Source organism: Novosphingobium sp. BL-S-24 (assembly GCF_055521575.1).
Genome location: NZ_CM145488.1, coordinates 635,443 through 654,609 on the forward strand (window position 1 = coordinate 635,443; position 19,167 = coordinate 654,609).

The 19,167-nt window shown below is 63.6% G+C and carries 19 protein-coding genes and 1 tRNA gene; 6 read left to right on the forward strand and 14 right to left on the reverse strand.

Translation table 11 applies throughout. The features are described 5' to 3' along the window. Position 1: 1 nt before the first annotated feature. Genes prsR through ACZ1JM_RS08245 form a run of 3 tightly spaced genes read right to left on the reverse strand, consistent with a single transcriptional unit; the run spans position 2 to position 4,901 of the window. Positions 2 to 1,375 carry a PEP-CTERM-box response regulator transcription factor gene (prsR, locus tag ACZ1JM_RS08235; protein ID WP_465135017.1) on the reverse strand — a complete coding sequence of 458 codons (1,374 nt, stop codon included), beginning with the start codon at positions 1,373 to 1,375 and terminating at the stop codon, positions 2 to 4. Next, entirely contained in the window at positions 1,375 to 3,516 is a 2,142-nt protein-coding gene (prsK, locus tag ACZ1JM_RS08240) for an XrtA/PEP-CTERM system histidine kinase PrsK (RefSeq protein ID WP_465134346.1), read from the reverse strand. The genes prsR and prsK overlap by 1 nt, the downstream gene beginning before the upstream one ends. Beyond that, positions 3,516 to 4,901 (reverse strand): TIGR03013 family XrtA/PEP-CTERM system glycosyltransferase, encoded by a 1,386-nt coding sequence (locus tag ACZ1JM_RS08245; RefSeq protein ID WP_465134347.1) that lies wholly within the window; start codon positions 4,899 to 4,901, stop codon positions 3,516 to 3,518. Before ACZ1JM_RS08245 ends, prsK begins: the two co-directional genes overlap by 1 nt. Before the next feature lie 670 nt (positions 4,902 to 5,571). On the opposite strand from ACZ1JM_RS08245, the gene ACZ1JM_RS08250 reads away from it, so the two are divergent. Further along, positions 5,572 to 6,270 (forward strand): glutamine amidotransferase, encoded by a 699-nt coding sequence (locus ACZ1JM_RS08250; RefSeq protein ID WP_465134348.1) that lies wholly within the window; start codon positions 5,572 to 5,574, stop codon positions 6,268 to 6,270. A 27-nt stretch (positions 6,271 to 6,297) separates the two neighbouring features. Here ACZ1JM_RS08250 and ACZ1JM_RS08255 read toward each other — a convergent pair. The 4 genes from ACZ1JM_RS08255 to efp form a co-directional block, all read right to left on the reverse strand. Beyond that, positions 6,298 to 6,381 (reverse strand) — tRNA-Leu (locus tag ACZ1JM_RS08255). A 146-nt stretch (positions 6,382 to 6,527) separates the two neighbouring features. Then, positions 6,528 to 7,349: an inositol monophosphatase family protein gene (locus ACZ1JM_RS08260; RefSeq protein WP_465134349.1), complete on the reverse strand. Its 822-nt coding sequence runs from the start codon at positions 7,347 to 7,349 to the stop codon at positions 6,528 to 6,530. Between the two features lie 58 nt (positions 7,350 to 7,407). Further along, the gene (locus ACZ1JM_RS08265; RefSeq protein WP_465134350.1) at positions 7,408 to 7,824 is read right to left on the reverse strand and encodes a hypothetical protein; all 417 of its coding nucleotides are present in this window, start codon (positions 7,822 to 7,824) and stop codon (positions 7,408 to 7,410) included. Then, positions 7,824 to 8,387, reverse strand: a complete 564-nt coding sequence (efp, locus tag ACZ1JM_RS08270) for an elongation factor P (protein WP_465134351.1) — start codon at positions 8,385 to 8,387, stop codon at positions 7,824 to 7,826. Before efp ends, ACZ1JM_RS08265 begins: the two co-directional genes overlap by 1 nt. Before the next feature lie 152 nt (positions 8,388 to 8,539). On the opposite strand from efp, the gene ACZ1JM_RS08275 reads away from it, so the two are divergent. After that, positions 8,540 to 8,950, forward strand: a complete 411-nt coding sequence (locus tag ACZ1JM_RS08275) for a hypothetical protein (RefSeq protein WP_465134352.1) — start codon at positions 8,540 to 8,542, stop codon at positions 8,948 to 8,950. Positions 8,951 to 9,060: 110 nt separating this feature from the next. Beyond that, complete coding sequence (locus tag ACZ1JM_RS08280; RefSeq protein ID WP_465134353.1) at positions 9,061 to 10,149, forward strand: ABC transporter substrate-binding protein; 1,089 nt, start codon at positions 9,061 to 9,063, stop codon at positions 10,147 to 10,149. A 16-nt stretch (positions 10,150 to 10,165) separates the two neighbouring features. Here ACZ1JM_RS08280 and thiE read toward each other — a convergent pair whose 3' ends face one another. After that, positions 10,166 to 10,804: a thiamine phosphate synthase gene (gene thiE, locus ACZ1JM_RS08285; protein WP_465134354.1), complete on the reverse strand. Its 639-nt coding sequence runs from the start codon at positions 10,802 to 10,804 to the stop codon at positions 10,166 to 10,168. 80 nt (positions 10,805 to 10,884) lie between these two features. Between thiE and ACZ1JM_RS08290 the strand changes: the two genes are divergently transcribed. Continuing rightward, complete coding sequence (locus ACZ1JM_RS08290; protein WP_465134355.1) at positions 10,885 to 11,493, forward strand: hypothetical protein; 609 nt, start codon at positions 10,885 to 10,887, stop codon at positions 11,491 to 11,493. A 64-nt stretch (positions 11,494 to 11,557) separates the two neighbouring features. On the opposite strand, the gene ACZ1JM_RS08295 is transcribed toward ACZ1JM_RS08290, so the two are convergent. The 6 genes from ACZ1JM_RS08295 to tkt form a co-directional block, all read right to left on the reverse strand. Next, positions 11,558 to 12,469, reverse strand: a complete 912-nt coding sequence (locus ACZ1JM_RS08295) for a fructose bisphosphate aldolase (protein WP_465134356.1) — start codon at positions 12,467 to 12,469, stop codon at positions 11,558 to 11,560. An 89-nt stretch (positions 12,470 to 12,558) separates the two neighbouring features. Then, complete coding sequence (locus ACZ1JM_RS08300; protein WP_465134357.1) at positions 12,559 to 13,665, reverse strand: acyltransferase family protein; 1,107 nt, start codon at positions 13,663 to 13,665, stop codon at positions 12,559 to 12,561. 25 nt (positions 13,666 to 13,690) lie between these two features. Then, positions 13,691 to 14,902, reverse strand: coding sequence for a phosphoglycerate kinase (locus ACZ1JM_RS08305; RefSeq protein WP_465134358.1), 1,212 nt, complete (start codon positions 14,900 to 14,902; stop codon positions 13,691 to 13,693). Continuing rightward, positions 14,899 to 15,318, reverse strand: a complete 420-nt coding sequence (locus tag ACZ1JM_RS08310) for an MOSC domain-containing protein (RefSeq protein WP_465135018.1) — start codon at positions 15,316 to 15,318, stop codon at positions 14,899 to 14,901. Before ACZ1JM_RS08310 ends, ACZ1JM_RS08305 begins: the two co-directional genes overlap by 4 nt. A gap of 62 nt (positions 15,319 to 15,380) precedes the next feature. Next, entirely contained in the window at positions 15,381 to 16,388 is a 1,008-nt protein-coding gene (gene gap, locus ACZ1JM_RS08315) for a type I glyceraldehyde-3-phosphate dehydrogenase (protein ID WP_465134359.1), read from the reverse strand. Positions 16,389 to 16,402: 14 nt separating this feature from the next. Further along, positions 16,403 to 18,391, reverse strand: a complete 1,989-nt coding sequence (tkt, locus tag ACZ1JM_RS08320) for a transketolase (protein ID WP_465134360.1) — start codon at positions 18,389 to 18,391, stop codon at positions 16,403 to 16,405. A gap of 236 nt (positions 18,392 to 18,627) precedes the next feature. On the opposite strand from tkt, the gene ACZ1JM_RS08325 reads away from it, so the two are divergent. After that, positions 18,628 to 18,819, forward strand: a complete 192-nt coding sequence (locus ACZ1JM_RS08325; RefSeq protein WP_465134361.1) for a hypothetical protein — start codon at positions 18,628 to 18,630, stop codon at positions 18,817 to 18,819. Further along, positions 18,819 to 19,148, forward strand: coding sequence for a cell division protein ZapA (locus ACZ1JM_RS08330; RefSeq protein ID WP_465134362.1), 330 nt, complete (start codon positions 18,819 to 18,821; stop codon positions 19,146 to 19,148). The genes ACZ1JM_RS08325 and ACZ1JM_RS08330 overlap by 1 nt, the downstream gene beginning before the upstream one ends. Positions 19,149 to 19,167: the final 19 nt, after the last annotated feature.

Consider the following 19,167-nt stretch of genomic DNA (forward strand, 5'->3'; position numbering starts at 1 on the left):
CTCAGGGTTGGAGATCGTACTGCTTGAGGAGGTCATACAACGTCGGGCGGCTGATCCCCAGCATCTTGGCGGTGCTGGAGATATTGCCTTCGCTGCGGGCCAGGGCGTGACGGATCACCTTGCGGTCCGACTGTTCGCGCGCGGTCTTCAGGTTGAGAGCGTTGACGGTCTGCTCGTCCGGCTCGGCCAGATCGAGGTCGAAGGCACTGACCAGCTTCTCGTCGGCCATGATCACGGCGCGTTTCACCCGGTTCTCAAGTTCCCGCACGTTGCCCGGCCAGCGCCAAGCATCCAGCGCGGCAAGCGCCTCGCCGGTGAAGCCCCGCACGCGCGGATTCATTTCCTTGGCGTAGCGGTTCAGGAACGCCTTGGCGAGCAGCGTGGGATCGCCGGGGCGTTCGGCCAGGCTGGGAATGCGCACGACGATTTCGGCAAGCCGATAGTAAAGATCTTCCCGGAAACGGCCTTCCGCGATCATCGCTTCAAGGTTCTGGTGCGTGGCGCAGACGACGCGGGTGTCGACCGGAATGGATTCGCGGCTGCCGACCCGTTCAATCACTCGTTCCTGCAGGAACCGCAGCAGCTTCACCTGCAGCTGCAGTGGAATGTCGCCCACTTCGTCCAGAAACAGAGTGCCACCTGCGGCCTGCTCGATCTTGCCCGGCGTGGTCTTGACCGCGCCGGTGAAAGCGCCCTTCTCGTGGCCGAACAGTTCGCTTTCCAGCAGGTTTTCCGGGATCGCTGCGCAATTGATCGCCACGAATTCCCGCTTGGCCCGGCTGCTCGCGTCATGGAGGCCACGCGCCAGCAATTCCTTGCCGGTGCCGCTCGCGCCCAGCAGCATCACCGAGACGCCGGTGTTGGCAACGCGCTCGATCGTCCGGGCGACGCGGACCATTTCCGGCGCGGCGGTGATCATCCGGCCGAGGACTTTCTCATCCTTTTCGACCCGCCCGGCCAGCTTGCGGTTTTCCTCCTCAAGCCGATGAAGATGCAGCGCGCGTCGCACGATCAGTCCCAGCGTGTCGATATCGACCGGCTTCTGGTAGAAATCGTAAGCCCCGCGCGCGATCGCCTGCAACGCGCTTTCACGCGCGCCATGGCCGGACGCCACGACCACTTTAGTGTCGGGCTTGAGCGCCATGATCTCGTCCAGAACCGCGAAACCTTCGGTCGTCCCGTCCGGATCCGGAGGCAGGCCGAGGTCGAGCGTGACGACATCGGGCATTTCCGAACGCAGCAGCGCGATGGCGCTGGCCCGGTCGCCTGCCACGAAGACCTGGAAATCCTCGTACGCCCACTTCAATTGCGCCTGCAGCCCGGCATCGTCCTCGACGATGAGCAATTTGGGCAACCGGTCGGCGGTATCGGTCATCATGCTACCTTCTGGTCGTGCACGGGTATGGAAAGGGGAACATCGCGTGTTGCGGCAAGCGGCAGGTGGACGATGAAGCGTGAGCCAAACCCTTCGCGCGATTCCACCTCGAGCCGTCCGCGCATCGCCTGCACCAGTTCCCGTGCCTCGAACGCGCCGATGCCGAAGCCGCCCGGCTTGGTCGACACGAAGGGCTTGAACAGGCGGCCACGCACGAAGTCCGCGCTCATCCCGCAGCCGCAGTCTATAACTTCGAAACGGGCATCCGCCCAGTCGACCGTCAGCGAGATCAGCACCGGACTGTCCGGCGCACTGGCGTCGATGGCGTTCTGGACAAGGTGCATCAGCACATGCTCGAGCGAATGGCGGTGGGCGGTGACCACGGCGTCGCGCGTGCCGGTGACGCGGACGTGCGGCATCGCGCGATACCGGTCCATCACTACGCCCAGCACTTGACCGGCGGACACAGCTTCAAGCTTGTCGACCGACCCGGCGCCATAGCGCGAAAGCCGGGCGAGCAGCGCATTCAGCTTGTCCGACGAATTGCGCAGCGTCACCAGCATGTCGGCGCGGAAAGCGGGCTTCTCGGCATGGAGCTCGGCATTGCGCGCCAGCAGGCTGAACTGGCTCGCAAGGTTCTTGATATCGTGCATCACGAACGCAATCCGGCGGTGGAAGTCATCGAAGCGCGCTGATTCCGCCAGCGCTTCCTGGCTCGCGTTTTCGGCGAGATAGCTTGCCACCTGCTGCCCGATCACGCGCAAAAGGTCGAAATCCTCCCAATCGAACTTACGAGCGATCTGCGGCCTTGCCAGCACGACCATGCCGACCAGTCGTTCGTAATGAACCAGGGGGATCAGCGCCCAGGCGCGGGTATCGTGTGTCAGCCACGCAGGAATATCGCCTTGCCAGCCCGCCCCTTTCGAACGCCGGTATGTGCCCGCCCGCACGTCGTCAAGATCGGCGATATAGCCGGTCGCTTCGAAATGGCCCAGACCGCTGAGCGGAATGGCCAGCGACGGCACTTCGATCTCCGGCCAGTTCCACCGCGCCGCCAGTGTCATGTCGCCTTGATCGGTCGGAGTCAGCAGCAGGCCGGAAGGGCTGTCGAACACGTCCGCCATGGACTGCACCACGCGCTCGCCCAAGGGAAGCGACTGCTGCCCCCCGGTGCCAATGGTGCGGGTGAAGCGCAGCCACTCCTCGCGATAGTCGTAACGGTGCTGGAAGAAATGCTTGGCGAGGATGACTTTCAGCCACCCGCGAACCCGGCGTGAAGGCAGGACGACCAGCGCCAGCGCGGACGCGATGGTCAGGAACGCCAGCTCGATCAGGCGAGCGAAATTGCCACCGACATAGGAAAGCCATTGCGCGATGGCGACCATCGCCACAAGGTAGACACCGATCACCAGCAGCGAGAACGTCTGGAACGTCACCGTGCGGGAAGGACGGATGCGCAGTTCCTCGCGATTGGCCGCCGCGCCGATGATCACGCAGGCCGCCAGCGCCAGCGTCGCCAGCCCGCGCAACGCCGCGATTTCCTGCGGCCAGGAATCGGCAAGATAAGCGATCGTGTAAAGATTGAGGTCGAACGCCCACAACGCCGCCAGCCCGCCTGCCGGCCAGCGCAGGGCGGCGCGCGCATCCCGCGGGGCACCGGCGTAGAGATTGTGGACAAGCACCAGCCCACCCACAGTCACCAGCAAGCGGAACATCACGTTGAAATCGAACGCGGTGCGCATCCCGCGGTCATCGATCTCCACACCCAACATACTGAAATCGACTGTGAGATGCAGCAGTTCGACGAAGGCCAGGGCAACGATCACCGGACGGATCGGCGCCAAGCTGGCATGGCGGCCATCACTGGCGAACAGGCGGTAGATGACCCACAGCCACGCAAGGTTGCGTGCTGTCTCCGCGATCGACGGGGCAATAGCCATCGTCGTGGACGCATCGGCGACCGTGCCGGAAATGCTCCACAACGCGGTCAGGAAAAGCGCCACCACCATCGCCGATCCCGCGCGTCCGAACCGCTCGCGGCGGGGGATCAGCCAGATACCGGCGCTCGCCAGCGCGATCGCACCGGTCAGGTTCAGCACCACACCGGTCGTCATCCACAAGCTGGCCGGGCCGAGCAGCATCAGCGCGCGCCCTCGCTCCACAGAACCACCCGCAAGGTCTGCAGGATGATCAGGAAATCAAGGAACGGCGTGTAGTTCTTGGCGTAATAGAGATCGTATTCCAGCTTGTGCCGCGAATCCTCTATCGACGCGCCATACGGATAATTGATCTGCGCCCAGCCGGTGATGCCCGGTTTTACCATGTGGCGCTCGGCGTAGTAGCGCAGCTGTTCTTCCAGATCGGCGACGAACTCGGGCCGCTCGGGTCGGGGGCCGACGAAGCTCATCTCACCCTTCAGGACAGACCATGACTGCGGCAGTTCGTCGATACGCACCTTGCGGATGAAGCGGCCGATGCGGGTGACGCGCGGATCGTCCTTCGATGCCCACTGCGCCCCGGCCACTTCGGCATCGGTGCGCATGGAACGCAGCTTGATGACGTCGAAACACTCCCCGAACAGGCCGACGCGCGGCTGGCGGTAGAACGCAGGCCCCTTGCTGTCGATCTTCACGAGGATGGCGAACAGCACTATCACCGGCGCGGTGATCGCCAGCAGCAGCGCCGCGACGACGATGTCGAACAGGCGCTTGGCGGCGCTGGAAAAGGCCCGTCCTGAGGAGAAACCGTCCGAGAAGATCAGCCAGCTGGGATTGACGGTGTCGAGATCGACGCGCCCCGTCTCACGTTCAAGGAAGCTTGAAAATTCGTTGACGTGGACGCCAGCGGTCTTGATGCGCAGCAAGTCTTTCAGGGGCAAGGCGTTGCGGCGCTCTTCCAGCGCCAGCACCACTTCGCTGACGCCCAGGTTTTCGACATAACGCGTGAGATTGTGGATGGCACTGCGCGCGATCGCTTCCTCGACCACCGGCTTGCCATCACTCATCGCGATATAGCCGACGATCGCGAACCCGCTCTCCGGCCGCTCTCCAAGGAGGCGCAACCGCTGCGCCCGATCGCCCGCACCCAGGACCAGAACACGCCGCCTAAACGAGTTAGCGCCCAAGAACGCACCGAGCAGCAAGCGGTTGGCGATCAGAACGATGATCGCAATGCCCATCGAGTAGGCCAGCGTCGAGCGCCAGAAATTCTGCCCGCCGACCAGAAAGTCAGCAAACGACAGCGCGATGACGCCCAGCGAGATCGCCACCAGTAATCGCGCGGCGGCGAAGCGCTTCGATCGCAACGCGTCGCCGCCGTAGACACCGACGGAGATCATCGACAGCGAAATGACGGCGGCAAACGCGCCATGGGCGACCAGACGATCCAGCAGCGGCGCCGGATCTATGCCGATCTGCTGCGCCCGCAACCGCCACGAAATCTCGTTGGCGATCCCCAGCAACAGCACGTCCACCAGCCAGAGCAGGACGACCGCGTGCGGAATGTAATGTTTGAACAGACGAATCATCGTCGCTAGCGCATCCTTCGCAGCCGGGGTCCGGCTATGGGGACTGCCTAGTGCAAAGGCGTAAACTGTCGGTTACCTTGACAGCATAAGTCGCCACCAGCGACATTCCCGCCCCTCCGTCATCAGCCCCTGTAGTGGGAGGTGTCGGTGGCCCTTACACCCTTGGCCCGGTTTGGCACACCCCTTTGGCACGACAGCCGCAGCCGGTTCCCATGCAACCGCTAAAGTTTTTCTCGCCACCCCTATAGAAACTTCAAATCGACATTCTCTACTGATTGAGTAGATTAATTCTCGAACGGAAGGTCCGCTTCCCGTTCCGCGGCATTTGATAGCTGTCAGCTTGCTCCGCGTCACCAACCGCTAAAGCGCACGAAACCCAGGTGACAACACCGGCTTCGTGCCTCCGCCAAGGAGATACGAAATGTCAGATACCCTTCGACCGATCACATCCCGAGTCCTGCGGAATACGGCCGCGCCGCAAGCTCGCTTCACGCATCCATCGTGGCGGCGCAGCGTGGAGCCTGTACCCGCAAGCTTCGGACCCTCCATTCAAAGCGCCGGGGACTTTTGGTCCCGACTTGGCCTTTGACAAGTTCGGGCGGCATCGGGAAGGTGTCTCCGACCTGCCCCGATGTCGCCCGTTCATTCAAGGTATGCCAGAACAACTGACGTGAAGACTGCTCTTATCATCCGCCATGTTCCCCACGAGGGGGTTGCCGGTTATCGCCAGCCGATCGAAGACGCGGGATACGATGTCACGCGTATAGATGTGGCTGACCCGGAATTCGCCACGCTCGATTTGCGAGAGCCGGATCTACTGATCATGATGGGCGGGCCGATGGGCGTGTACGAGCAGGACCGGCATCCTTGGATCCGCTGCCAGCTTCGACGGTTGGCATTGCGGCTGGAAACCGATCGGCCCACGTTGGGCGTCTGCTTCGGTGCCCAGATGATCGCCAGTGCCTTGGGCGCTGAGGTCCATCGCGGGCCGTCCAAGGAAATCGGCTTCCATCCCGTTCAAATTCACCCCGGCGCGGCCGACACACCCTTGCGTCACGTACAGGATGTGCCGGTGCTTCACTGGCATGGCGACACGTTCACCAAGCCCGAGGGCGTGGAACTTCTGGCGTCCAGCCCCGCGTACGAGCATCAGGCTTTTCGGCGCGGAAAGAACCTTCTTGCGCTGCAATTCCACGCCGAGATGGGCGAAGACCCGCGCTTCGACGAATGGATCGAGCAGTGGCCGGACGATGTTGTGGAAGCAGGCGGCTGCCCGCAGGCGCTTCGCCGATCGCACGAACAGCTTGGCCCCGGCGCCGTCGCAGCTGGACGGGCGATGATCGCGGAGTGGCTGACCGGCTTGCACTGATGATCTGATGCCCGCCGATACGCGGTGTGGTGCCCCTGGCCCGACTCGAACGGGCACGTCTCTCGACAAACGATTTTGAGTCGTTCGCGTCTACCATTCCGCCACAGGGGCACGGATCAGGCGCCGGACGCTTAGACGCGGGAGACGCAGTGTTCAAGCCCGTTTGCGCAGGAATAATGACTTAACCCCCGCGCTGAAAAACGAAGGGCCACGGTTTCCCGCAGCCCTTGTTATCTCGACAGCTGAGAGAACGGCGCTCAGTCCTTGAGAGCGCCCACGACCAGCTTGTGAAGACGTGAATGCAGCGCGTCGTTACCGGCCAGGATTTCGGTATCGTGATACGGAGCGGAACGTCCCTTCCAATCCGAGACAAACCCGCCGGCTTCACGCACCAGCAGGCAACCCGCTGCCGTGTCCCACGGCTTGAGGTCGGCTTCCCAAAAGCCTTCGTAGCGGCCCGACGCCACCCACGCGAGATCAAGCGCGGCGGAACCGAAGCGGCGAATGCCCGCAACCTGCGGTGCCAGCGCGTGATAGATCCGGGTCCACTGCCCCGCATCGCCATGACCGGCGAAGGGAATACCGGTCGCGATCAGGCTCTCGTCCAGATGGCGGCGCGAGGATACGCGCAGACGGCGATCCTGCAGCCAGGCGCCGCGCGCCTTTTCCGCCCAATAGCTCTCGTCCGTCACCGGGTTGTAGATCAGCCCGGCGGTCACTTCGCCCCAGCCCCGGCCGTCGAGGCGCGGTTCCTGCACCGCGATCGAAATCGCGAAATGCGGGATGCCGTGGAGGAAGTTGGTCGTTCCGTCGAGTGGATCGACGATGAAGCGCGGCTTGGTGGGATCGCCCTCGATCTCGCCCGCTTCCTCGAACAGGTACCCCCAGTCCGGCCGCGCGGCGCGCAGTTCGTCCCAGATGGTGCGTTCCGAAGCCTGGTCCGCCTTGGACACGAAGTCCGCCGGTCCCTTGCGGCTGACCTGCAAGTGCTCGATTTCGCCGAAATCGCGACGCAGGCGGCTGCCGGCCTTGCGGGCCGCTTTTTCTATGACGCGGATGAGACCGGAAATGGCGGCCATGACTGTATTGTGCTCCTGTATCCGGCGCGCCCGGGTGGACGCGCCGGCCTATCGTCTATCAGCGCCCGGTCGGGGCCTTCGCGGCGGGCGCGGCATTGGCGGGATCGCCCTTGAAGCCGCATACGGCGGTCATCACGGCCAGGACTTCACCCGGCTTGTCGCGATGAACCTTGTCGGCGTTCTGGGCGATGACCTTGTCCATCTCCTCGGTGATCTTGCCCAGCGAGTTGCCATAGAGACACGCGACGAGCGCCGTCTTGGCATCTTCCTTGATCTGTTCGGACTGCAGGGCGCTGATCAGCACCTTCAGGTACAGCACCGCATGCTCGGAACGCTCGGCGTTTCCAGCGTCCGCACCGGTCGCCGCCGGAGCGGCGGGCGCAGTCTTGGCGGGAGCCGCCTTCTTCGGCGCGGCGATCGCGGGGCTGGCAAGAACCAGCCCGGCAGTGGCAAGGGTAACGAAGAAATTGCGCATCAGTCAGCCTTTTTCACGTACGTCTTTTCATAGACGTCAACGATAATGCGGGTACCGCTGCCGATATGCGGCGGCACCATCACGCGAACGCCATTGTCGAGAATCGCCGGCTTGTAGCTGGACGAGGCGGTCTGACCCTTAACGACGGCGTCGGCTTCCACGATGGTGGCTTCGACCTGCTCGGGCAACTGCACAGAGATGGGACGTTCTTCCCACATTTCGAGCAGAACCTGCATGCCATCTTGAAGGAAGGCGGCGGCATCGCCCAGAAGGTCTGCGGGGAGATTGATCTGTTCGTAGCTTTCGATGTCCATGAACACCAGTTCCTCGCCCTCGGCATACAGGAACTGGAAGTCCTTGGTGTCGAGACGGACTCGCTCGACCGTGTCGGCGCTGCGGAAACGCACGTTGGTCTTGCGGCCATCGATCAGATTCTTCATCTCGACCTGCATGAAGGCGCCGCCCTTGCCGGGCTGGGTGTGCTGCGTCTTCGCAACTTTCCAGATGCCCTTTTCGTACTCAAGGATATTGCCGGGACGGATGTCGACGCCGCTGATCTTCATGGTGCTTTGCCTTCAATGCGAAAGAGCTGGACGATAGGGTCACTGCCAGACAAGCCACAAACGCAGCCCGTGGACGACCCTTGGAAAGCCTGCGCCCTTAGACGAGGCAGCGAGGCATGGCAATTGCTTCGCGCCAATGCTAGCCAATCGCCATGAAGCGCAGCCCTGTCCCCACCTCGTTCACCCTGCCCCTGGCTCTCCTGACCGCAACACTGGCTTTCGCCGGGACCGGATGTGCCGCCGACACGACACCGCTGCGGCCGGTCCCGGGCGGCCCGATCGGCACGCTGACGCTCGGCACCTACACCTGCGAGATGCCGGGCGACGCCACTGGCCCCGCGGGGACGCCGGTGCCGGAACAGGCGTTCAAGGTGGTCAATTCCTCCAGCTACAAGGCTGGCGGGATTCGTGGCAGTTACCTGCTGGTCGGCGACCGGGTGACGATGACCGGCGGCAAGCTCAAGGGGCTGAAACTGCACCGCGTATCGTCCACGTTCCTGCGTCAGGTAAAGCCGGACGGGACCGACGGCGAACTGCGCTGTGTGCTGACCGCGCACAACTGACACACCGTTAATGCAGCCTTTTGCGCGCTGGGTCATTCCTAGCCGCGACGAGGCTTGCCGCCGCACGGTGCGCGCTGGCCGTTGCCGGGAGGAACTGCGTGCCAGGAAGCGTGCCACACACGGCGCAGGCGATCATCAGGGTCGGTGTCCTGAACGACACGGCAGACTTTTCCGACCATGACGATGCGGACGGTATTCCGGGCGATGTCACCGCGTGGCTGGAGCGGGAGATCGCCACCCTGCGCGGCGCTGACCGTCTATCCGCGAAGGTAGAATTCGTGCACGCTTATGCGCTCGGCCTCCCCTCGGGCACGGCGGAGGCGGTGGAGCAGGCCTATCGCCAGCTGGCGGACGCGGGCGTCAACCTGATCGTCGGGCCGACCATCGGTGACAACGCCATGGTCGTGCTGCCGCTCGCCGAACAGCTGCGGATACCGACGATCAATTCGTCCGGGGCGGAGCGAGCCCGGGGCCGCCATATGTTCCAGCATCAGGTCGGCAGCCATGAAGACGAATCGCTGGTGATCGCCCGGCACATGGCCTCACTCGGCTGTCGGCGGCTGGCCGTCGCCTACGACATGTCGCCCATCGGCACGCGCCAGCTCAAATATCTCGAGAGCGAAGCACAGGCCCTGGGAATCGCCATCGTCGCACAGGAGAGCCTATCGCCGCTCGCCGACGATGCTGCCACCAGCGTCGACAATCTGTTGGAGGCAGCACCGGACGGCATCGTCTATCTGGGATCAGGACCGTCCGCTATGGCCGTTGCCAGGGAGCTTGTCGCGGACGGGTGGGACGGTCCCAACATGATGAATACCGCCGGGATGTGCGGATATACAGCAGCCTTCGCCCGCGCCTGTGAAGGCTGGTTTTACGTGGACCTCCAGTCGGACGGCAACCTGACGCTTCAGGCCGAAATAGAAACGTTGCGTGCACCGCGCCAGCAGGCCCTCGCCATCGCCAAGGGGCACGATCTGGGCCGCCTCGTCGCCGAAGGAATCGCCCGCGCGACCGACCTTTCGCGCGAAGGCATGCGGATCGGTCTGGAGCAGGTCAAATGGCTGCCCGCCGCCGAAGGGCACGAAGGCACCCTTCTCGGCTTCGGCGTGCAGGACCACGGTGCGTTGCATGGCCGCTATCTGGTGGTCCGCCAATGGCTGGGCGGCGAAAGCCGTGAAGTCGCTGCCAGTGGATCCTGAAGCGCAGGGTATCCGCCTAGAACTCGGCTGCGATCGCCTGATGGAACGCGCGGATTGCAGCTTCCTCGTCACCCTGCCAGACTGCGCCTGATACGGCGGTGAAGTCCGCCCCGGCGCGCACGATCGGGCCGCAGTTCTCCGGCGTGATGCCGCCGATCGCGACGCACGGGATCTCGAAGATGGACTGCCACCATTCCAGCAGGTCTAGCCCGGCGACGTGCTTGGTCGCCTTGGTGGTGGTGGGATGGAACGCGCCGAATGCGACATAATCCGCACCCGCTTCCCCTGCTTCCATCGCGAAGTGGCGGCTGTCATGGCACGTCACGCCGATCTGGGCATCGCGGCCGAGCGCGTCGCGCGCTTCCTCGATCGAGCCATCGTCCTGCCCCAGATGCACGCCATCCGCGCCGAGGCGCTTGGCCAGACCGATCGAATCGTTGACGATGAACGCCACTTCCTTGTCCGCGCAGATGCGCTGCAATGGCTCTGCCAACCGGGCTGCCTCGTGCTGGTCAACGTCCTTGACCCGAAACTGGAAGGCCGCGACCGGCCCGGCGTCCAGAGCGCGAGCAAGTCGGTTGGCAAATGTCCCCGTAACATCGAGCGGAGAGATCAGGTATAGCTGCGTGGGTTCGCGGGGGATTTCATCGGTCATGCGGGTTGCTGTAGCTGCGTGCGGCACATAGGCCAAGCGTTCCGAAACCGTTCAGGCGTGGATGTGTTTGCATGGTGGCCATGAATATGACGATTACCAAGGCGGGCAAACCCGGCCTGCTGTTCGCGCTCGCCATGGCGGGTACCCTGGGAGGATGCACGATCATTCCGGCGGCCGATCCATCACGAGCATATGCCGCATACGACATACCAGCGCCCGCCGCTCCTGCCTCGCGACCGGCAGCGACCGTTCCGTACGCGCCGATGGCCAATCCCGCGCAACCGCCTGCGGACTATTATCCGCCCGCCCCGACGCAACCGGCCCCGCCTGCCCAGCCCTACACACCCGAGTTGCCTGCCCGGCCATCCGGCACACCACTGACTTTCGCCGCGCTGGGGCAGACGATCACGGTGAGCGGACCGCGCATCACCCCGCTGGAAGTGCTGGAAGACAGCCGCTGCCCGATGAACGCCCGCTGCGTGTGGGCCGGTCAGGTTCGGCTCCGCCTGCGGATCGACAGCGGCACTGGCGGGATCGTCGAAATAACCTCGGGTCGTCCGATCACGGTGGCAGACGGCGCCCTGGAACTGGTCGAGATCCGCCCCGACAAAGTCGCGGGGGCAGGCAAGAACGGAGCGGTCAACGCCTCCGACTATCGGTTCGGCTTCCGTTTCATGGGCGGTTACTAGGCCCTAACGAAAAAGGCGGCACCCTTTCGAGCGCCGCCTTCCCATCTTGATTGAACCCGAAGGATCAGGCGGCAGCAGCCGCTTCCGCCTTCTTGGTCGAACCCTGATAGATTTCGTCGATCGCGCCGCCCAGCGAAGCGTCGAATTCCTCGTCGCTCATCTGCGAGCGCAGATCAGCCAGGAGCGCGCGGCTAAAGCTGGCGATGATGCCCTTGTTCTTTGCGAGTTCGACGCAAGCTTCAGGACGGGCATAGCCGCCCGAAAGCGCGACGACGCGGAGCACCTTGGGGTGATCGACCAGCGCGTCAAACGTGCCCGGCACCACCGGCAGCGATAGCTTGAGCATGACCTGCTTGCCTTCGGGCAGCGCGTCGAGGTTCTTGAGAATCTCGGAGGCGAGGATCGTGTCACACTCGGCGCGGGTAGCGCTCTTGATGTTCACTTCCGGCTCGATGATTGGCATCATTTCGTGGCCGAGGACCTGAAGACCGACTTCGAACTGCTGCTTCACGACGGCGGCGATGCCTTCGGCGTTGGCGGAGTTGATGACCGAACGCTCCTTGGTGCCGAACACGCCGAGCTTCTTCGAACGCGCCAGCAGCGTGTCGAGCGTGGGGTTGGGCTTCATCAGCTGGACGCCATTGGCTTCGTCTTCCAGACCCTTGTCGATCTTGATGAACGGCACGATACCCTTGGCCAACAGCGCCTGCGGGGTCGGCACGCCGTTGACTTCGCCGTCCATGGTCCGCTCGAACAGGATCGCGCCGATGACCTTGTCACCGTTGAACGCGGGAGATGAAATGATCCGCGCGCGCATGTCGTGGATCAGGCCAAACATTTCCTCTTCAGTCGACCATGCATCGTCCTGCACGCCATATCCCTGAAGGGCCTTGGGCGTGGAGCCACCGCTCTGGTCGAGCGCGGCGATAAATCCGTCACCATCGGCCATCTTGGCCGTCATCTCTGAATACTGCATGGTTTCTCCTCCTGAGTTCTTCAGCACTTGCAATCGCCATTATCCCGGCGCTGCCATGGTCGCAACTACGGCAAAATGAGCATCTCGGTTCAATTCGGCACGGCGCGTTTCGCAAGCGCCGGACCGCGCATGGTCCGGGCCTGCATCATTGCCGCGATCCGCCGCCGCAGCGGTATGTCCACCCAGCGCACCGCCGCCCATCCCAGCGCGACGCAACACGCCAGATAGACCGCACCCATCAGCACAGGGTCATAGCCCAGCACATCCTTGAAATACCGCAGCGGCTCCATCAGCGCCCAATGCACCGCGTAGACTGCATAGGACACTTCGCCCAGAAACCAGGCGACCGGCGCGATCGCGCGAGGCGGTTCGCACCGCGCGCCCAGCCAGACCAGAAACGGCGCGACGATCATGCTGCACGCAAGGTCGTAGTAGGCATCGCGGACGGACCCCAGGTCCAGCATCAGCATCGCCGCAATGGCGAAAAGGCATGCCAGCCCCAACCATCCCGCCGGTCGCAGCCGAGGCGACGGAAGATAGGCGAGCAGAACGCCGGCTGTGAACGACATTGTCGTGCGGACCATGGAAATGCCGAGTTGGTGCCACACCGCGCCCAGATTGCCGCCATCGTTGTCGAGCACCGCCAGCGCGAACCACCACGCCGCCGCCAGCGTCAGCGCGACCAGCGCTACGCGCGGCAGCCGGAACAGCACCAGCACCAGTCCCAGATTGGCGACGAGTTCGAAGAACAGCGACCAAGCGGGCACGTTCAGCGGAAACAGCGTGTTCGTGACCGGGGACGGCAGCATCAGCACGTTGAACGGCAATGCCCGGGCCATCATCGTATAGCTGAAGACGTCGCCCTGCCCGGTAAAGCGATTGGAAATCGCCGACAGCGTGGTGACGACGATGCCCACCATGAACAACGGATAGAGCCGGATGACCCGTTGCTTCATGAAAGCCCAGGTCGTCAGCCCCGCCTGCCAGCGCGGCAAATAGGTCCGGCACAGAACGAAGCCAGATAGGGCGAAGAAGAAATCGACGGCCACATAACCATGCGGGGCCTGCGAAATATTGTAATGAAACAGCGCGACGGCCAGCGCGGCAATGCCTCGCATTCCGTCGAGCGTGCCATAGCGCCCTTCCCATGGCGCCGCCTTCGCGCGCGGTGCGGCTGCATGGTCACCGATGGTCATGCGCGCCGCATCCGTATGCTTACCTTCAGGCCGAGAGGACTGCCACGCCGGGCAGTTCCTTGCCTTCCATCCATTCAAGGAAAGCGCCGCCAGCGGTCGAGATATAGGTGAAGTCCTGCGCGACCCCGGCATGATTCAGCGCCGCAACCGTATCACCGCCGCCCGCAACCGACACCAGCGAACCTTCCACTGTCAGCGCCGCTGCCGTCTTGGCGAGCGCGACAGTCGCCGCGTCGAACGGCGCCATCTCGAACGCGCCGAGCGGTCCATTCCACACCAGAGTCCGGCAGGTCTTGAGCACATCGCCCAGCGTTTCCGCAGCAGCCGGCCCGGCATCGAGGATCATCTCATCCGGAGCAACTTCATGGACGTTGCAAGTCCGCAACGACGCGGGATTGGCCGCGAATTCCTTGGATACGACAACGTCGTAAGGAAGGTGTACGGTGCAGCCCGAAGCCTCGGCGTTGGCGAGAATCTCGTTAGCGGTATCGGTCAGGTCATGTTCGCAAAGCGACTTGCCGACGTCTACGCCTTTGGCAGCAAGGAAAGTGTTGGCCATGCCGCCGCCGATGATCAGGTGATCGACCAGCGTCACCAGATGCTTCAACACGTCGAGCTTGGACGAAACCTTCGCGCCGCCGACGACTGCCGCCACCGGCTTCACCGGAGCGCCCAGCGCCTTGTCGAGCGCTTCGAGCTCCGCCTGCATCGAACGACCAGCGTAAGCGGGCAGAATGCGAGCCAGACCCTCGGTCGTCGCGTGGGCGCGATGCGCGGCGGAGAACGCGTCGTTGACGTAGAAATCGGCATTGGCGGCAATCGCCTGCGCCAGTTCGGGATCGTTCTTTTCCTCACCCTTCCAGAATCGGGTGTTTTCCAGGATCGCGACATCGCCAGCGCGCAGGATGCCCACTGTCTGGGCCACAACGGGACCGGCGATCTCGGGCACGAACATCACTTCCTTGCCCAGCGCCTTTTCCACCGCGCCGACCACCATGGACAAGGACTGGGTCGAAACCCGCTCGCCCTTGGGCCGGCCGAAGTGCGCGAGCAGCAGGACTTTCGCACCCTTGTCCGACAGTTCGAGGATCGTGGGCAGTGCGGCGCGAATGCGGGTATCGTCGGTAACGGCCCCATCCTGCATCGGCAGGTTCAGATCGACACGCACCAGCGCAACCTTCCCGGTCACGTCACCAAGGTCGTCCCCAAGGTCGTCCAGAGTCTTGAAAGCGCTCATCTTTCGATCCTTATCTCGTCGCCGACGGCAATGTCGCCGCCTTCCAGCACCGCGCCCAGAATACCGCCGCGCCAATCCGGCGTCAGGGCGGCTTTCAGGCCGGGAGCAATCTCTTCCATGCGGCTGCACGGATCGCATTCCATGGTCACGTCGATCCGCACCGTCGGCCCGATCGCCAGGACGTAGCCCGCTTCACGCGGCAGGCGCAGCCCCTCAATCAAAAGGTTCGCACGGCGGGCATACCACGCTGGCGCATCGCGCCCCTTCAATTCCAGATCGTCCATCGCTGCCTGCCAGCTTTCGATCTCGATCAACGAGACCTGCCGACGTGGCTTGCGCCCCGGACGCACCGCGCCGCGAAAGTCCCCCTGGACTCCCGCGGCGACAGTGACGGCGACGGATTGCAGCGTTTCCATAGCGCCGCGCGGCCTTGCGTGCCGTGCGATACCGATGAGCCGCCCCGTCGCCATTGCCGTACTCAGAGCAGGCCGCCCATCACGCCGGCCGTATCGACCATGCGGTTGGAGAAGCCCCATTCATTGTCGTACCACGACAGAACGCGAACCAGCTTGCCTTCGAGAACCGAGGTTTCCAGGCTGTCGATGGTCGACGAGTGAGCGTCATGGTTGAAGTCGATCGAAACCAGCGGCTCGTCGGTGTAGCCGAGCACGCCCTTCAGTTCGCCATCAGCGGCGGCCTTGAGGAGCGAGTTGACTTCCTCGGTCGTGGTGTCGCGGCTGGGTACGAACGTCAGGTCGACGACCGAGACGTTGGGGGTCGGCACGCGGATCGAGGAACCATCGAGCTTGCCGGCCAGGTCGGGGAGCACGAGGCCAACGGCAACGGCGGCGCCGGTGCTGGTCGGGATCATGTTCATCGCAGCAGCGCGGGCGCGGCGGGGATCGGAGTGGATCTGGTCGAGGATCTTCTGATCGTTGGTGTACGAGTGGATGGTGGTCATCAGACCGCGCTCGATACCGATCTTTTCGTGCAGGACCTTGGCGAAAGGAGCCAGGCAGTTGGTGGTGCACGATGCGTTCGACACGACCAGATGGTCGGCGGTCAGCTTGTCATGGTTGACGCCGTAGACGACCGTCAGATCGACGCCCTTGGCCGGAGCCGAGATCAGAACGCGCTTGGCGCCAGCTTCGATGTGCTTCGATGCCGATGCCTTGTCGGTGAAGAAACCGGTGCATTCCAGCGCGATGTCGACGCCGTTGGCGGCGTGCGGCAGGTTCGCAGGATCGCGCTCAGCCGTCACCTTGATGCGCTTGCCGTTGATGACAAGGTCGTCACCATCGACTTCGACCGTGCCGGCGAACGGGCCGTGGACGCTGTCGCGCTGGAAGAGGAGAGCGTTCGCCTTGGCGCTCGCGAGGTCGTTGATCGAAACCAGTTCGAGGTCGTGGTCGGTACGCTCGAGAATGGCGCGAGCGACATTGCGCCCAATACGTCCGAAACCGTTGATCGCAACCTTGGTCGCCATGAAAATTCTCCTCCTTAGGCGCTGAGCTTATCCAGAATCTTGGGTACGATGGCTTCGGCGGTGAAGCCGAAACGCTCGAACAAAACCTTGGCCGGGGCCGACGCGCCGAAGCGGTCCAGGCCGATGTTCAAGCCGCCGTTGCGGCTGAATGCGGTGTAGCGTTCCCAGCCCTGCGTGATGCCGGCTTCAATCGAAACGCGCAGGATCGAAGGATCGTTCGGCAGCACTTCGCGCTGGTACGCCTCATCCTGAGCGGCGAACAATTCCATGCACGGCATCGAAACGACATCCGCGCCGATCCCCTGCGACTGCAGCTGATCGCGGACCTTTACCGCCAGTTCCACTTCGGAGCCGGTGGCGATGAGGATGACCTTGCGATCCCCCTCCGCCGCCCGCAGCGTGTAGGCGCCGCGCGCCGACAGCATGTCGCCCGAGGTACGCAACTGCGGCAGGTTCTGGCGGGTCAGCGCCAATACCGAAGGCGTCTCCTGCGCTTCGAGAGCAAGGTTCCAGCATTCGGCCGTCTCCACCGCATCCGCCGGGCGGAAGACGTAGAGGTTGGGAATGAGGCGCAGCGACATGACGTGCTCGACCGGCTGGTGCGTCGGGCCATCTTCCCCAAGGCCGATGGAATCGTGCGTCAGAACATAGATCGCGCGGGTCTGCTGCAGCGCCGACAGGCGGATCGCGTTGCGGCAGTAGTCGGAGAAGATCAGGAACGTGCCGCCGTACGGGATCACGCCGCCGTGCAGCGCCATGCCGTTCATCGCGGCGGCCATGCCGAATTCGCGAATGCCGTAATAGACGTAGCGGCCCGAATAGTCGTCCGGCGTGAACGGCGCCTGGCACTTGGCCTTGGTGTTGTTCGACCCGGTAAGGTCAGCGGAGCCGCCGATCATTTCAGGGATCGCCGGGGCCAGCACGTTCAGCCAGTTTTCCGATGCCTTGCGGGTGGCGACGGTGGCATCACCCGCAACCCATTCGGCCAGTGCCTTGCGGATGTCGCCCAGTTCGGGAAGTTCCCCCGCCATGCGGCGGCTGAACTCGACCTTGTTGGCATTCCCCGCCAGCCGCGCTTCCCACTCCTGGCGGGTAGCCGTGCCGCGCTTGCCGACGAAATGCCAGTCAGCGCCGATCTCTGCGGGAATATCGAACGGTAGGGACGTCCACAGCAGATGATTGCGCGCTGCGGCGATCTCGGATTCGCCCAGCGGCGAGCCGTGCACGTCATGACCGCCCTGCTTGTTGGGAGCGCCCTTGCCGATCAGCGTACGGCAGGAAACCAGGCTGGGCTTGTCGGAAGCGGCGGCGGCGGCAAGCGCGCGCTCGATATCGTCGAAATCGTGCCCGTCACAATCGAACACGTCCCAGCCTGACGCGCGATAGCGAGCCGGAATGTCCTCGGTCGTGGAGAGCGACGTATCGCCATCGATGGTAATCTTGTTGTTGTCCCACAGGACCTTGAGACGACCCAGCTTCAGCGTACCGGCCAGACCGATCGCTTCGTGGTTGATGCCTTCCATCAGGCATCCGTCACCGGCGATCACCCATGTGTGGTGATCCACCAGTTCGTCACCGAAAGTCGCGTTCAGCTGGCGCTCCGCCATGGCCATGCCGACGGCCATCGCCAGGCCCTGACCCAACGGTCCGGTCGTGCATTCGACGCCTTCGATCAGGAAGTTCTCGGGATGACCGGCGCAGACCGAGCCCATCTGGCGGAAGTTGCGAATGTCATTTAGGGTCGGGCTGGCATAGCCTGTCAGATGCAGCAGCGAATAGATCAGCATCGATCCGTGGCCGGCCGACAGCACGAAGCGATCCCGGTCAGGCCACTTGGGATTGGCGGGGTCGAACTTCAGAAACTTGCTGAACAGGACGGTCGCCACATCGGCCATGCCCATCGGCATTCCCGGATGGCCGCTGTTGGCTGCCTGCACCGCGTCCATCGACAGCGCCCGGATGGCATTCGCCATCGGCGCAAGGCGGTCGGAAGACAAGGTCATGGTAAGCTCCGGGCAGGCGAGAATTGCGGGACGATTCGTACTATGCGACCCCCTTTAGGGAGAGGCGGCGCGTCGTCAAGTTCGCCGCCGGATTTCACGCGTCCTCGCCCGGCAGCCGCAGATAACGGTCAGCCTGTCGCATGAAGGACGCCAATGTCGGCTAACGCGTCAGAAGGCTGTGAACAACCCCTGCCAAGTGGTTGCCAGACGATCATTAATACAGCAGCGGAGACAGCATGAACGAGGCCACAGCCCTGCTCGCCCTCGACCGGATCGAGGAAGCTCTGGCGCGGATCGAAGCTGCCACCGATCGCCCGATCGTGACGGGCGACCCCGATCTTCTTCGCCGGCATCAGGACCTCAGACAGCGCGTCGGCAAGTCGCTGGCCAGCCTGGATGAACTTCTTGCAAGCGCGGGAGCCACTTGATGGGCAATGTCACGTTATCCATCGGCACTCGCCCTTTCACGCTCGCCTGCGCCGATGGCGAAGAGGCGCATGTCCTGCGTCTTGGCCGACTGATCGATGAAAAGGCCGCCGCATCCGGTGCAGAAGGCCAAACGGAAACGCGGATGCTGCTGTTCGCCGCCCTGATGATGGCGGACGAATTGCACGAACTGCGCAATCGGCCTGCCGCTCCAGCACCGTCGCCCACGCCCGCCGCGCTGTCTCCGGAATTTGCCGACCGATTGACGCGGATCGCATCGCATGTCGAAAATCTCGCCTTGCGTCTTGAGAGTGACGCGCCAAGCGCCTAACTAAGGACGTGACGGGATC